A 13,290-nucleotide genomic window follows, 5' to 3' on the forward strand; every position below is an offset into this window, starting at 1 on the left:
GACTTTTTAAAGAGCGCTTCGAGTACGGGGCAAAATGGAGAAGACAATGATTTTACTTGTAGCTGTAACAGGTCGAGATTGCAGCCAATTAATTGCTCGATTACAAGCGTTATTACCAGAGGTTGACGTGCAGCTTTGGTCCGAGTGTACTGATTACCAAGCTGTTGAGTTTGTACTGGCTTGGAATGCCCCCGCTGATTTATGGCCTAAGCTGGTAAATTTAAAAGCGGTTTCTTCATTTGGTGCAGGCGTTGATAGCATCGACTTAACGAAGGTAGAAGCGCGTGTTCCCGTTGTTAGAATTGTTGATGATAACCTTGCTAATGATATGGCAGAGTATGTGTTGAGCCATGTATTAGCACACAAGCTTAGACTTAAAGAATATTATTTAAAACAATCAGCCAGTACTTGGAAGCCAAAGCGAGCGTATTCACATCAACATGTGGGTATCTTAGGTTATGGCGAACTAGGTAAAGCCTGTGCAAAGCGTTTACTCGCAAATGGCTTTAGAGTGAGTGCTTGGTCTAATAGTGAAAAACACGATGCTGAAGTAAGTACCTATTACACACAGCAGGGGTTAGATGACATGCTTGGTCAAATTGATTATCTCGTGTGCTTGCTGCCACTTAACCAACACACTCAGGGTATCATTAACAAATCACTGCTAAGTAAATTGCAAAATCATGCGGTGCTTATTAATGTTGCCAGAGGTAAACATGTTGTCGATGAAGACTTGCTCGAGGCACTTGATAGTGGACAAATACGTGGCGCTACCCTTGATGTGTTCAGCGAAGAGCCCTTACCTAAAACGCATCCTTATTGGTCTCATGAAAAGGTGACCTTAACACCTCACTGTGCTGCATTGTCAGATTTAGAGACTGTAACTTTGCAAATTGCGGGTAATGTCAAAAGATTAATTGAAGGTAAAAATCTAATAAATCAGGTTGATAGAACAAAAGGTTATTGAGGCATTGTAAATTAGTTTAATAAACACCTTGTTAACATCTGTAACTTTGCTATTCTGGTGTTGCTCAATAAAAAAACAATAATAAAAAAGAGGCGTTATGAAATCTAATCAAGGTGGAGCTAAATTTAGTCTAGTCGTAGTGTCAGTTATCGTTCTTGGTGTTTCTGCATGGTTTAATCAAGCGAATGCATCGGAGTTACCAGTTCAAAAGAACGTAATTAGCCAATCATAACTAGCCAATCATAACCAACTTATCATCGTGTGTGCAGCATGTTTAAATGCTGCACTTCAATTGCTTATTCAACTAACTTCTTTTTGAATGGATTTCTCTGTTCTCGTGTTTCTTCTCGTCTGACTTTTTAATCATCACATACGTTGCACCGCCACCACCATGGTGCTTAAGGGCAGTATGAAAGGCTAAAACCGCTGGTATTTCTTGCAGCCACTTATTGGTGTAGCTCTTTAATATGCCCGGTTGAGATTTGTTTTTGATGCCAATCCCATGACGAATAAGCACGACACGAATATTTCGTTTGTGGCAGTCATCAATAAAATTAAATAACGTACTGCGAGCTCGATTGAGAGGTTGACCATGCAAATCAAGTGTGGCGTCGAGTTGATACTTAGCTAAACGAAGGTTTTTGTATACTTGGCCTTGTACGCCATCTTTTTTAAATGCCAGTATTGCATGGGGATCTAATAGCTCAACGAATTCACTGCGTAAATAATTCTCGTCAATTGCTAAATCACACTCAGCTGCTTTGCGTTTTTCTTGCTGGGCTAAAGAAGGGCCTAGTTTTGTAGAATCAAATTGAACAGTGTCATGTTTGAGAGGTTTTACGTCTTCCATTGATGAAAGAAATAAGTCGAAGTCGTTTAATGACATAAGGTTCCTCCAAATTATCTATACCCAAACCACCTCAAGGTGCGAGTTTCAGTTGGAATTAAAAGCGATTTAGGCAAGGCATTGATTGCAAATAATAGTGGTTCTATTGTTAAAATCAATAACGCAGTATAAATCGCTTTTAAACCAACCCTCTGGGCGTTTCACAGGCACTTACTCTCATCGTTGTTACTTCTTAAAAGGGACCACCATTCTTGCAAAGTAACGCCTTGATATTAAGCACCTGTGAAACGCTGAATTCTGCATCTTGAGGTGGCTTGGGTATATATACGCCGTTTATGGTATCTCAGTTCAATCATTTTGTAAGTAAAAAAAAGCCCAAGCAGAGGGCTGCTCGGGCATAAAAGCTGATAGATGGGATAGCCTATTCTATCAATTTATCTTAGGAGAAGATTAACCTTGATTGATATTCAACTGGCCAAATGTGTAGACCTTGAATAAATAAAATGTGTTGATCAACACCAAGCTCATATTTGAGATAACGCTTGATGACATCAGATCTAGACTAAACGATAAAAATAATAAACTACACGCGCTGATTGCTGCAAAACGCAGTAATGTAAGCTGGTTAATAAAAAATGCACCTAATCCTAGTGCAAGTAACGTTAAGTTTAAAAGCCAATCTAGCTCGTTTAGCATGGTCGTATCTGATCGTGTCTGTGTTGAAAAAGGAGCGCCATTATGGTGATCTTTTACACAGCTTTCAACCAAGTAATTTTTAATTTTCGGATTAGATTTTTTAATCCATTATCAGTTTTTTCATGGCAGCAAAAAATCCACTTTGTTCTGTCACACGATACTTCTGACAGGTATCTGGGTTACGCTTATCTTGGCATAGGTAAATAACGTTGCGGCTAAGGTCTGCGCGGGGGTTTAGGGTTGAATCAAATAAGTTTGCACCATAGCCAAATACGCCAGGCCAAAATACACTTTGTGAGACCATGCCAAGCTTTTCATAAGTGATTAGCACGGGCTTTGGCGTAATTAGTAGAATTAATACAACCGCGGCAAGTGTATACCAACGTGTTTTGCTTTTTTTAGTTCGACTTCAGGTGCGGCTTGTTGCCCAGCTTGTGCGCGCGCTTGTTGTTGATTTAAGGGTCTTTGGCGTTTTGCTTGCGTTGGTTTCTTTCGTGCAGGTGCTTTACCAAGTAAAGATTGTTTTTTTATTTTGTTAGACATAAAGCTTATCTGGCCTTTTAAACATAGGTCTCTATAATGAGATTATAACGAAGTTTTTGATATAATAGTCAAATTCAAATCACTTATAGCTTAAATGCGTTACACTCTACAGTGCAATGAGTGTTTATCTTCATAGTTTAAGAGGAATAGTATGGATACGCAGCTTTCAATTCTTATTGTGGACGACGTAGGCACAGTTCGCAGTTTTTTAAATCAAACATTGATGCACCTAGGTATCGATAATGTGCGTGAGGCATCTACGGCCGCGCAGTGTTTAAGCGCATGTAAAGAAAAAGAGTTCAATATTATCTTTTTAGATATTGAATTACCCGATGGTGACGGCAAAGAGATTATCTCGCAAATCAACGAAATTTCGCCTGAAGCGAATGTTGTGATGGTTTCGGCTCATTCAACGGTCGAAAACGTTAAAGAAGCGATTGAGAAGGGCGCTAAAGGGTTTGTAGTAAAACCTTTCACACCTAAGAAAATTGCCGCTATGCTGAAAAAGTTCTACCCAGAACTCGAAATTGTCTAGCTAACTGGTTTAATGAGGCATAGTTAAAACGTGCCTTGTTAAATTACAGATAAAAAAACCGGCATAAGCCGGTTTTTTTATATTCATCAAAAACAAATTATAGCGCTTTGATTTTAGCTGCTAAACGGCTCTTATGACGAGCTGCTTTGTTCTTGTGGATAAGACCTTTAGTTGCGTAACGGTCTAGGATAGGTGTTGCAACAGCGAATGCTGCTTGTGCAGCTTCTTTGTCGCCCGCTTCAATTGCAGCAACTACTTTTTTGAAGTAAGTACGCATCATTGAACGACGGCTTGCGTTATGTTGACGATTTTTTTCGCTCGTAATAGCGCGTTTTTTTGCAGACTTGATGTTAGCCAAGGTTTGCTCCTAACAATCTTAAAATAAGCTTAATTTAAAGGCCGTGGAATATGCCTGTTTTTATCATGAATGTCAACAAAATTTTGACATCTCAAGAAAAACTGCTCCTTATAACGAACATCAATTTGCCGCTTTAGCAGTTAATATCGCCATTGTAACAAAGGGTCGGGTTCGAGCCTAGTGCTTTAAAGATATTTTAGGCATAATCGCCCATCTTAAAGGTTTTTTGATAATGGGTTTAAGGTGGCAAAAGGATTATTTCGTTCTGGAATGATTGTCAGTGCAATGACAATGATTTCACGTGTTTTAGGGTTAGTACGAGATGCTGTTGTGGCTAATCTGCTTGGGGCCAGTGCCGCAGCCGATGTGTTTTTATTTGCCAATCGAATTCCTAACTTTTTAAGACGTTTGTTTGCTGAAGGAGCTTTTGCCCAAGCTTTTGTACCGGTTTTATCTGAGATAAAAGAGCAACAAGGTGACGATAAGGTGAAGTTGTTTGTGGCTCAAGCAGCCGGCACCTTAGGCACCATTTTATTGATTGTCACCCTGTTTGGGGTGATTGCTTCCCCTGTGATAGCGGCCTTATTCGGAACTGGCTGGTTTATCGATTGGTGGCAAGGAGGCGAAAACGGCGAAAAGTTCGTACTTGCCAGTGCGCTGTTAAAACTGACTTTCCCTTATTTATTTTTTGTGAGCCTGGTTGCCCTGAGTGGCGCGGTTATGAACGTATATAATCGCTTTGCTGTGGCTGCATTTACGCCAGTGCTGTTGAATGTGTCAATTATCACGTGTGCTGTTTTTCTACACGATAAATTTTCGGTGGGAGCATATGCGCTTGCCATCGGCGTGTTTGTAGGGGGCTTAGTACAGTTATTGTTCCAGTTGCCATTTTTGTATCGTGCCCGTATGTTGAGCCGCCCTAAATGGGGCTGGCAAGATGAAAACGTTAAGAAAGTTCGAAAGCTCATGCTACCTGCCTTGTTTGGTGTGTCTATCAGTCAAATAAACCTGTTGCTCGACACCATGATTGCCTCAATGTTGATGACCGGCTCTATCGCGTGGCTTTACTACTCAGACCGTTTAATTGAGTTTCCTCTTGGCTTATTTGGTATTGGTATCGCGACAGTCATTTTGCCCGCACTGTCTAAGTTACATAGCACCAATAGCACAAAAGATTTTCAGCTAACCCTTGATTGGGGTGTGCGCTTTGTTATTTTCTTAGGCTTGCCTGCCATGTTTGGATTAATGGTGATTAGCCCGCTCATAATTACGGTTTTATTTGACCATGGCGCGTTTCAGGACGGTGAAATTGATCATGTGAAAGCGGTCAGTTACGGAGTGATGGCCTACTCAGTAGGATTGGTTAGCTTTATGCTAATCAAGGTGTTAGCACCGGGTTTTTATTCACGCCAAGATACTAAAACCCCTGTGAAAATAGGTATTAAAACACTGGTGTTAAATATGGTGTTTAACATTATGTTGGCCCCCTTTATTGGCTATTTGGGGTTAGCGTTAGCAACCGCGATGTCGGCCAGTTGTAATGCCTATTTGTTGTATCATCAATTACGTAAAGAAGGCGTCTATCAGTTTTCTGCGATGAGCCTAAGCTTTACCTTTAAGTGTTTGTTTTCAAGTTTATTAATGGCTGCGTCGGTGTGGTATGTTGGCCAGCAATTTACGTGGCAAACATGGCACTTTAGTGAGCAGGTAGTGCTATTGACGGGGTTATTGGCACTTGCTGCTTTTGTGTACTTTGCAGCCTTGTTCATTTTAGGTGTGCGACTAAATACGATAAAAAGTGTTGCAACTACTGAATCAAACTAAAAAAAGATTATAATCGGCGCTTCAAGCCCGATATCAATGTTTTGGGCTCGCTGATAAAGGCAAAAAGGTGGCATGGAGTTAATTAGAGGTATTCACAATATTCGCGCGCAGCATTATGGCTGTGTGTTGACCATTGGTAATTTTGATGGCGTGCACTTAGGTCATGCAGAAGTGATTAAAGGCTTGCTGCAAGACGCAGAAAAGCATCAACTACCAAGTACCGTGATGTTATTTGAGCCTCAGCCACAAGAATTTTTTGCTAAAGATAATGCCCCCGCGCGTTTAACTCGACTACGTGATAAGCTCAGTTTGCTTGCTAAATTAGGCGTGGAGCGGGTGATTTGCATTAGCTTCAATCAGCAATTTGCCAATATGGAAGCAGAGCAGTTTGTCAGCCAAGTTTTGGTTGAAAAGTTAGGCGTTAAAGCGCTGACAGTAGGCGATGACTTTTGCTTTGGGAAACGTCGTCGTGGTGATTTTGCGCTATTAAAAACAATGGGCGCTGAGCTAAATATGGATGTGAAAAGTACTGCAAGTTTTCGTAGACTCAATGATAGAGTGAGCAGTACCCTTATTCGCCATGCGCTTGCTGCAGGGCAATTAGAAGATGCAAAAACCATGTTAGGCCATGGTTATGCAATTTCTGGACGTGTTATTCATGGCTGGGCAAAAGGTCGTGAATTAGGGTTCAGAACAGCCAATATTGCGTTGAAGCGCCAAGTATGCCCTGTAAATGGCGTATTTGCAGTGCGAGCAACCGTTGGTGAAAAAGAATTATTTGGGGTTGCAAATATTGGCAACAAACCCACATTTAATGGAACACGCGCATTGTTAGAGGTTCATCTTTTCGACTTTGCGCAAGATATTTATGGACAATTTATGCACGTGGAGCTAATCAAGAAGCTTCGCGATGAGAAAAAATTCGAGACATTAACACAATTGACGGCGCAGATTGCAGATGATGTAACCGCCGCTAAACAGTGTTTTGGTTTAAATTAGGTAGCCGATACGGAAAGTAGGATTAATGAGCGACTACAAACATACTTTGAATTTACCGGAAACAGCGTTTCCAATGCGCGGCAATTTGGCACAACGTGAGCCAAACATGCTTAAAACATGGTATGAAGACGATCTTTACGGTCAAATTCGCGGCGCTAAAAAAGGTAAAAAAACCTTCATTTTGCATGACGGCCCTCCGTATGCAAACGGTGATATCCATTTAGGCCACTCGGTAAACAAAATTCTTAAAGATATTATTGTTAAGTCAAAAACCCTGTCTGACTTCGATGCACCTTACGTGCCTGGTTGGGACTGTCACGGTTTACCAATTGAATTAATGGTTGAAAAGAAAGTAGGCAAGCCGGGCGTGAAAGTGTCTGCTGCTGAGTTCCGTGAAAAGTGCCGTGAATACGCTAAAAAGCAAGTTGAAGGTCAAAAAACAGACTTTAAACGTTTAGGTGTATTTGGTGATTGGGACAAGCCTTACTTAACAATGAACTTTGACTTTGAAGCGAATGCGATTCGTGTTCTTGGTCGTATCATTAAAAATGGTCACTTACACAAAGGTGCTAAGCCTGTTCACTGGTGTACAGATTGTGGTTCAGCACTTGCTGAAGCGGAAGTTGAATATCAAGATAAACAGTCTCCAGCAATCGATGTACGCTTCGAATTTGCTGATCAAGATGCTGTAATCAATGCGTTTGAACTAGCTGAAGGCCATACAGGTACTGGTGCAGTGAGTACTGTTATCTGGACGACAACACCTTGGACACTACCTGCTAACCGTGCAGTAGCAGTTCACGAAAAGCTTGAATATGCCCTTGTTCAAGTTGACGATGAAGGTGCACAGCAGCGTTTAATCTTAGGTTCTGAGCTAGTTAAAGATGCTATGGACCGTTATGGCTTTAAGCATTACCACGTACTAGGTTATGTGAAAGGTGCGGCACTTGAGAACTTACAGGTTGCTCACCCATTCTATGACTTCACAGTGCCTGTGATTGTTGCTGATCACGTTACGACTGATTCTGGTACTGGTGTTGTTCATACTGCACCTGGTCACGGTCAAGAGGATTTCGCGGCAGGTCTTGCTTATGGTTTAGAAGTGGCTAACCCAGTTGGTGCTAACGGTGTTTACTTACCTGACACACCAATGTTTGCTGGTCAGCACGTATTTAAAGCAAATGCGAGCGTTATTGACGTATTAACGGAAAACAATGCGTTATTACATCACCATGCGCTTACACATAGCTACCCACATTGTTGGCGTCACAAAACGCCAATTATCTTCCGTGCGACGCCACAGTGGTTCGTAAGTATGGATCAAGCTAACCTTCGTCAAGATTCATTAAGAGAAATCAAAAAGACTGAGTGGTTACCTGAGTGGGGCGAGAGCCGCATTGCAAACATGGTTGAAGGCCGCCCTGATTGGTGTATTTCACGTCAACGTACATGGGGTGTGCCAATTGCATTATTCGTTGATAAAGACACGGGTGCACTTCATCCGAATACACAAGAGCTTATCGAAGAAGCTGCAAAACTGGTTGAAAAATCAGGTATTCAAGCGTGGTATGACTTAGAGCCAGCAGCTTTACTTGGCGATGATGCTGAGCAGTACATGAAAGTACAAGATACGTTGGATGTATGGTTTGACTCAGGTGTAACACACGCATGTGTGGTTGATGCACGTGACGATTTAACCGGTCCTGCTGATCTTTACTTAGAAGGTTCAGATCAACACCGTGGTTGGTTCATGTCGTCAATGATGACATCGGTTGCTATCAATGGTCATGCGCCATATAAGCAAGTGTTAACACATGGTTTCACGGTTGATGAAAACGGCCGCAAGATGTCTAAATCACTTGGCAACGTCATTTCTCCACAAAACGTGATGAACAAACTAGGTGCTGACATCTTACGTTTATGGGTTGCATCAACTGACTTTACAGCTGAAATGACTGTATCTGATGAAATCTTTAAACGTTCTGCAGACCGTTACCGCCGTATTCGTAACACAAGCCGTTACTTACTTGCGAACTTAAATGGTTTTGATCCTAAAACGGATCAAGTTGCTATTGAAGACATGGTTGAGCTTGACCGTTGGATTGTGGGCCGTGCAGCTGAACTTCAAGATGAAATTTTAGCAGCTTACGATAAGTATCAAATGTTGCTTGTGACGCAAAAGCTAATGAACTTCTGTACTGGTGAGCTTGGTTCGTTCTACCTAGACGTTATTAAAGACCGTCAGTACACAGCGAAAAGCGACAGCCATGCGCGTCGTTCATGTCAAACTGCGCTTTACCATATTGCTGAAGCAATGACGCGTTGGATGGCGCCGATTTTAAGCTTCACTGCGCAAGAAATCTGGGAAGCATTACCAGGTGAGCGTGACAAGTTTGTATTCACTTCAGTGTGGTACGATGGCTTACAAGCTTCTTCACAAGGTAAGTTCAGCAACGATGATTGGTTAACAATCCTAAACGTGCGTGATGAAGTAAACCGTGTGCTAGAAGCCGCTCGTAAAGAAGAAGTTATTGGTGCAACTCTACAAGCAAACGTAAGCATTTACGCAGGTGAAGAGCTAAGCGCGAAACTAGCTGCATTAGGTGATGAATTGCGCTTTGTACTATTAACGTCAGGTGTGACAGTTGAAACTGTGACAGCACAGCCTGAAGGTACTCAATCGACAGAGATTGATGGCTTATTCATTAAAGTTGCTGCAACAACCGCTGAAAAGTGTGAGCGTTGTTGGCACTACTGTGATGATGTAGGTGCTGATCCTGCTCACCCTGAAATCTGTGGCCGTTGTGTAAGCAATGTTGACGGCGATGGTGAACAGCGTCAGTTCGCATAGGAGTTGTTTGTGAGCAAACTAGCCGGAAAAAGTGGCTTGGTTTGGTTATGGCTGAGTCTACTACTTTTAGTAGTAGACCATGCGACAAAAACACTTGTCGTTAGTACCATGGCCTACGAAGAGTCGATTGATATTCTGCCGTTTTTTAATTTCACTTATGTACATAACTATGGTGCGGCCTTTAGCTTTTTAAGTGATTCAGGTGGCTGGCAGCGCTGGTTCTTTAGTTTGATTGCAGTGTCGATCAGTGTGCTTTTAGTGTGGTGGCTGAAACGCTTGCCAGCGTCTAACAAAGTATTATGTTCTGCTTATGCGTTAGTATTAGCTGGTGCGATTGGCAATTTATATGACCGTATCGCTTATGGCTATGTCATTGACTTCCTGCATGTATATTACGAAAACTGGCACTTTCCTGTTTTTAATATTGCCGATTGTGCGATTTGTATCGGTGCCGCATTACTTTTATTTGATGCCTTCACAGGCGAAAGTCCTAAGGAGCAACAAGCATGAGCCAAGCTGTAATTGGTGAAAACTCTGAAGTGATCTTTCATTTCTCAATTAAGTTAGAAGATGGCTCAGCAGCCGATTCAACGAAGGTACATAATAAACCTGCAAAATTGCGAATGGGTGATGGTAGCCTGACAGAAAATTTTGAAAAGTGTTTACTCGGGTTATCGGCTGGTGACAGCAAGTCATTTGCATTAGAGCCTGAAGATGCATTTGGTCAACCAAATCCAGATAACATTTATTATGTTGACCGCAGCAAGTTTGGTGCTGAGACCCCAGCTGAAGTAGGTAATATTATTGCCTTTACTCAACCTGATGGCACAGAGTTACCAGGTCTTGTTCGTGAAGTTCAAGGTGAGTCAGTCACGATCGACTTTAACCACCCACTTGCAGGGCAGCGCTTAACCTTTGAAGTTGATATTTTAGAGGTAACAGGTTAATGGATATTTTATTAGCGAATCCACGCGGCTTTTGTGCTGGCGTTGACCGTGCAATTAGTATTGTGGAGCGCGCACTCGATATCTTTGAAAAGCCAATCTATGTGCGCCATGAAGTCGTTCACAATCGATATGTTGTTGATGGCTTAAAAAATCGTGGTGCTGTGTTTGTTGAAGAGCTAGATCAGGTTCCTGACGATAGCATCGTTATCTTCAGCGCACATGGTGTTTCTCAAGCTGTTCGTAGTGAAGCAAAGCGACGAGACCTAAAAGTGTTCGATGCCACGTGCCCACTGGTAACAAAAGTGCATATGGAAGTAACACGCGCAAGCCGTAAAGGCACTGAGTGCGTGTTAATTGGCCACCATGGCCATCCTGAAGTAGAAGGCACAATGGGGCAGTACGACAACGAAGCGGGTGGTATTTACTTAGTAGAAACTCCCGAAGATGTTGCAGGCTTAACGGTTAAAAACCCAGAAAACCTGTTTTACTGTAGCCAAACAACGTTATCTGTAGATGATACGGCAGATGTGATTGATGCACTTCGTACTAAGTTTCCGGCGATTGATGGCCCGCGTAAAGATGACATTTGTTATGCTACGCAGAACCGTCAAGATGCTGTGCGTGATTTAGCAGATAAAGTGGATGTACTGCTTGTTGTTGGGGCTAAAAATAGCTCTAACTCAAACCGTTTACGTGAGCTTGCTGATAAAATGGGCACCACTGCTTATTTGATTGATGATGCAAGTAATGTTGAAGCGGGTTGGTTTAACAGTGTAAATGCCGTGGGTGTAACTGCAGGTGCATCTGCACCAGAAGTTTTAGTTCAACAGGTTATTACTCGTCTAAAAGAATTGGGTGGTAATCAAGTTGTTGAAAATCCTGGTGAAGAAGAGAACATAGTATTTGCCGTTCCTGTTGAGCTACGCTAATCTAAGCAAATAGTAGTCAACAGTTAAAAGAGGAGCCCATGAGCAAACAGCCAAATTCAAACGGCTTGCTGATTGCGGCTCTTTTTCAATCTCGTGGTGTCCTTGCCACACTGATCGTCAGCCAAGTCATAGCAATTTTACTCGCTTTTTCACCCATGAGTTTAGGGGATGTTTGGTTACGCTTAGCTATATTTAGCTGCTTTTTACATCTTATCTTTCTTTCAAGTTTATCGTTGCTGTATATGTGCAGAGCTTTACTCACAAAACTGTCGCACCCTAAACAGCTATTCATTTTGATATCTACTTTACTGGCATTAACGTCTGTTTTTAGCTGGCTGTTTTTGTCCGTGTTTTCAGATGTGTTCGCTATGGAGTCGAGAGCTAACTTTATTGTGAGTAATTTACTGATCATATTTTTGGTCACCGCGTTGTTCAGCCAATTCCTGCTTATTCATAATCAAAAAGAGCAACAAACGAAAGCGTTAGCGCAGGCTGAACTTGATGCATTACAAGCCAGAATACGCCCCCACTTTTTGTTTAATAGTTTAAACACTGCTGCTGAGCTGACACATTATGATGCTGAGGCGGCTGAACAAGCAATTTTGGCGCTAGCGGCACTTTCACAGGCCGCTATGCGCGACGGTAAAGCCATAAAGCTTGCTGATGAAATCACTTTATGCCAGCAGTATGTGGCTCTTGAACGTTGGCGCTATGGCGAACGCCTAGCATTAAGCTGGAAATTGCCTGACGAGTTGCCAGAGATTGATATTCCGTGTTTAACAATACAGCCGATTATTGAAAATGCGGTATTTTATGGCGTCGAGCCAGCAGAGCAGGGCAATATTTCTGTCGAGATGCATCAATCGGATAAAGCTTATACCTTCATTATAACTAATCCTGTAGCTGCAGAGGTGAATAACTCACGAACAGGGAATGGGATGGCACTGGATAATATTCGCCAGCGCTTGGCACTTTTCTATCATCAAAAAGCACAGCTGACGACCACAATTCGTGATGATGTATTTAGAGTGAAGCTGGTAATACCAAAGCAGAGGGATGCATGATAAAAATTTTGATTGCTGATGATGAACCACTAGCAAGGGCACGAATAAAACGCTTATTAGCTGCAAATGAAGATTACATTGTCGTTGGTGAAGCAAGTAATGGTGAGCAAGCAATAGCGCTTTGTAAGCAGCTCCAGCCCGATTTAGTGATGCTCGATATCAATATGCCTAAGCAGTCTGGCCTTGAGGTGGCTGCAGAGCTAAAACAGTTTTCGATCCCGCCTGCAGTTATGTTTTTAACTGCCCATTCAGAGCACGCATTAACGGCTTTTGAGCTCGCTGTTGATGGCTATTTAGTTAAACCTGTGTCTGAGCAAGCATTAGCTAAAGCAATGGCACAACTTAGTAAATTAAATCGTACTCAGATAAGCCTCCCTGAAAATAATTACATTAGCTATCAACTTGCAGGTGTAATTCGACGAGTCAATATAGATGAAGTGGTTTGCTGTATCGCAGAACAGAAATACACGCGGGTCGTATTTTTTAAAGGCGAGGCGCTTGTTGAGCAAAGTTTAAAACAACTAGAGCACAGCTATTCGCTGCAGCTACTTAGAATTCACCGAAATACCCTTGTCAATAAGCAACATATTGTAAGCCTTAATAGTCCGCCATCAGGTGGGCATACAGTCACGATGAAGCTGCTTGAAGAGCCTTTGGCAGTTAGTCGCCGAGAGCTAAAAAATGTTAAAGCTGTGATGGGTAAATAATAAAAACCTTCATTGCAGCATCT

Annotated in this window: 16 protein-coding genes; 11 read left to right on the top strand and 5 right to left on the bottom strand. The window is 42.1% G+C overall.

Features of this window, described 5'->3' with window-relative positions:
• Positions 1 to 46: 46 nt before the first annotated feature.
• Positions 47 to 967 carry a 2-hydroxyacid dehydrogenase gene (locus tag P4S60_RS04815; RefSeq protein ID WP_337115207.1) on the top strand — a complete coding sequence of 307 codons (921 nt, stop codon included), beginning with the start codon at positions 47 to 49 and terminating at the stop codon, positions 965 to 967.
• Positions 968 to 1,064: 97 nt separating this feature from the next.
• Positions 1,065 to 1,199: a hypothetical protein gene (locus P4S60_RS04820; RefSeq protein ID WP_268237242.1), complete on the top strand. Its 135-nt coding sequence runs from the start codon at positions 1,065 to 1,067 to the stop codon at positions 1,197 to 1,199.
• A 72-nt stretch (positions 1,200 to 1,271) separates the two neighbouring features.
• Here P4S60_RS04820 and smrA read toward each other — a convergent pair whose 3' ends face one another.
• The 4 genes from smrA to P4S60_RS04840 form a co-directional block, all read right to left on the bottom strand.
• Positions 1,272 to 1,853 carry a DNA endonuclease SmrA gene (gene smrA / locus P4S60_RS04825; RefSeq protein WP_337115208.1) on the bottom strand — a complete coding sequence of 194 codons (582 nt, stop codon included), beginning with the start codon at positions 1,851 to 1,853 and terminating at the stop codon, positions 1,272 to 1,274.
• 411 nt (positions 1,854 to 2,264) lie between these two features.
• Positions 2,265 to 2,510 carry a hypothetical protein gene (locus P4S60_RS04830; RefSeq protein ID WP_054551958.1) on the bottom strand — a complete coding sequence of 82 codons (246 nt, stop codon included), beginning with the start codon at positions 2,508 to 2,510 and terminating at the stop codon, positions 2,265 to 2,267.
• Positions 2,511 to 2,610: 100 nt separating this feature from the next.
• On the bottom strand, positions 2,611 to 2,841 hold the full coding sequence (locus P4S60_RS04835) for a hypothetical protein (RefSeq protein ID WP_337115209.1): 231 nt from the start codon (positions 2,839 to 2,841) through the stop codon (positions 2,611 to 2,613).
• A 23-nt stretch (positions 2,842 to 2,864) separates the two neighbouring features.
• Entirely contained in the window at positions 2,865 to 3,053 is a 189-nt protein-coding gene (locus tag P4S60_RS04840) for a hypothetical protein (RefSeq protein WP_337115210.1), read from the bottom strand.
• 151 nt (positions 3,054 to 3,204) lie between these two features.
• Here P4S60_RS04840 and P4S60_RS04845 point away from each other — a divergent pair, with 151 nt between their 5' ends.
• On the top strand, positions 3,205 to 3,588 hold the full coding sequence (locus P4S60_RS04845; RefSeq protein WP_054561914.1) for a response regulator: 384 nt from the start codon (positions 3,205 to 3,207) through the stop codon (positions 3,586 to 3,588).
• Between the two features lie 97 nt (positions 3,589 to 3,685).
• Here P4S60_RS04845 and rpsT read toward each other — a convergent pair whose 3' ends face one another.
• Positions 3,686 to 3,946: a 30S ribosomal protein S20 gene (gene rpsT / locus P4S60_RS04850; protein ID WP_036967030.1), complete on the bottom strand. Its 261-nt coding sequence runs from the start codon at positions 3,944 to 3,946 to the stop codon at positions 3,686 to 3,688.
• Positions 3,947 to 4,189: 243 nt separating this feature from the next.
• Here rpsT and murJ point away from each other — a divergent pair, with 243 nt between their 5' ends.
• The 8 genes from murJ (at position 4,190) to P4S60_RS04890 (ending at position 13,267) form a co-directional block, all read left to right on the top strand.
• The gene (gene murJ / locus P4S60_RS04855) at positions 4,190 to 5,770 is read left to right on the top strand and encodes a murein biosynthesis integral membrane protein MurJ (RefSeq protein WP_337115211.1); all 1,581 of its coding nucleotides are present in this window, start codon (positions 4,190 to 4,192) and stop codon (positions 5,768 to 5,770) included.
• A gap of 72 nt (positions 5,771 to 5,842) precedes the next feature.
• Complete coding sequence (ribF, locus tag P4S60_RS04860) at positions 5,843 to 6,769, top strand: bifunctional riboflavin kinase/FAD synthetase (RefSeq protein WP_119853389.1); 927 nt, start codon at positions 5,843 to 5,845, stop codon at positions 6,767 to 6,769.
• 25 nt (positions 6,770 to 6,794) lie between these two features.
• Positions 6,795 to 9,620, top strand: a complete 2,826-nt coding sequence (gene ileS / locus P4S60_RS04865; RefSeq protein WP_337115212.1) for an isoleucine--tRNA ligase — start codon at positions 6,795 to 6,797, stop codon at positions 9,618 to 9,620.
• A gap of 9 nt (positions 9,621 to 9,629) precedes the next feature.
• Positions 9,630 to 10,130: a signal peptidase II gene (lspA, locus tag P4S60_RS04870; RefSeq protein ID WP_188726665.1), complete on the top strand. Its 501-nt coding sequence runs from the start codon at positions 9,630 to 9,632 to the stop codon at positions 10,128 to 10,130.
• Positions 10,127 to 10,567, top strand: coding sequence for an FKBP-type peptidyl-prolyl cis-trans isomerase (gene fkpB, locus P4S60_RS04875; RefSeq protein WP_188726664.1), 441 nt, complete (start codon positions 10,127 to 10,129; stop codon positions 10,565 to 10,567). Before lspA ends, fkpB begins: the two co-directional genes overlap by 4 nt.
• Complete coding sequence (gene ispH, locus P4S60_RS04880) at positions 10,567 to 11,496, top strand: 4-hydroxy-3-methylbut-2-enyl diphosphate reductase (RefSeq protein ID WP_337115213.1); 930 nt, start codon at positions 10,567 to 10,569, stop codon at positions 11,494 to 11,496. The genes fkpB and ispH overlap by 1 nt, the downstream gene beginning before the upstream one ends.
• Positions 11,497 to 11,534: 38 nt before the next feature.
• Positions 11,535 to 12,560 (top strand): sensor histidine kinase, encoded by a 1,026-nt coding sequence (locus P4S60_RS04885; protein WP_337115214.1) that lies wholly within the window; start codon positions 11,535 to 11,537, stop codon positions 12,558 to 12,560.
• Positions 12,557 to 13,267 carry a LytR/AlgR family response regulator transcription factor gene (locus tag P4S60_RS04890; protein WP_337115215.1) on the top strand — a complete coding sequence of 237 codons (711 nt, stop codon included), beginning with the start codon at positions 12,557 to 12,559 and terminating at the stop codon, positions 13,265 to 13,267. Before P4S60_RS04885 ends, P4S60_RS04890 begins: the two co-directional genes overlap by 4 nt.
• Positions 13,268 to 13,290 lie beyond the last annotated feature (23 nt).

Source organism: Pseudoalteromonas sp. Hal040 (genome assembly GCF_037162425.1).
Classification (GTDB): domain Bacteria; phylum Pseudomonadota; class Gammaproteobacteria; order Enterobacterales; family Alteromonadaceae; genus Pseudoalteromonas; species Pseudoalteromonas gelatinilytica.

What these genes read in the sequence shown, in the direction of transcription:
- P4S60_RS04815 (WP_337115207.1), top strand. Translation starts at nt 47, where the DNA reads ATGATTTTACTTGTAGCTGTAACAGGTCGAGATTGCAGCCAATTAATT.
- P4S60_RS04820 (WP_268237242.1), top strand. Translation starts at nt 1,065, where the DNA reads ATGAAATCTAATCAAGGTGGAGCTAAATTTAGTCTAGTCGTAGTGTCA.
- smrA (WP_337115208.1), bottom strand. Translation starts at nt 1,853, where the DNA reads ATGTCATTAAACGACTTCGACTTATTTCTTTCATCAATGGAAGACGTA.
- P4S60_RS04830 (WP_054551958.1), bottom strand. Translation starts at nt 2,510, where the DNA reads ATGCTAAACGAGCTAGATTGGCTTTTAAACTTAACGTTACTTGCACTA.
- P4S60_RS04840 (WP_337115210.1), bottom strand. Translation starts at nt 3,053, where the DNA reads ATGTCTAACAAAATAAAAAAACAATCTTTACTTGGTAAAGCACCTGCA.
- P4S60_RS04845 (WP_054561914.1), top strand. Translation starts at nt 3,205, where the DNA reads ATGGATACGCAGCTTTCAATTCTTATTGTGGACGACGTAGGCACAGTT.
- ribF (WP_119853389.1), top strand. Translation starts at nt 5,843, where the DNA reads ATGGAGTTAATTAGAGGTATTCACAATATTCGCGCGCAGCATTATGGC.
- ileS (WP_337115212.1), top strand. Translation starts at nt 6,795, where the DNA reads ATGAGCGACTACAAACATACTTTGAATTTACCGGAAACAGCGTTTCCA.
- fkpB (WP_188726664.1), top strand. Translation starts at nt 10,127, where the DNA reads ATGAGCCAAGCTGTAATTGGTGAAAACTCTGAAGTGATCTTTCATTTC.
- ispH (WP_337115213.1), top strand. Translation starts at nt 10,567, where the DNA reads ATGGATATTTTATTAGCGAATCCACGCGGCTTTTGTGCTGGCGTTGAC.
- P4S60_RS04885 (WP_337115214.1), top strand. Translation starts at nt 11,535, where the DNA reads ATGAGCAAACAGCCAAATTCAAACGGCTTGCTGATTGCGGCTCTTTTT.
- P4S60_RS04890 (WP_337115215.1), top strand. Translation starts at nt 12,557, where the DNA reads ATGATAAAAATTTTGATTGCTGATGATGAACCACTAGCAAGGGCACGA.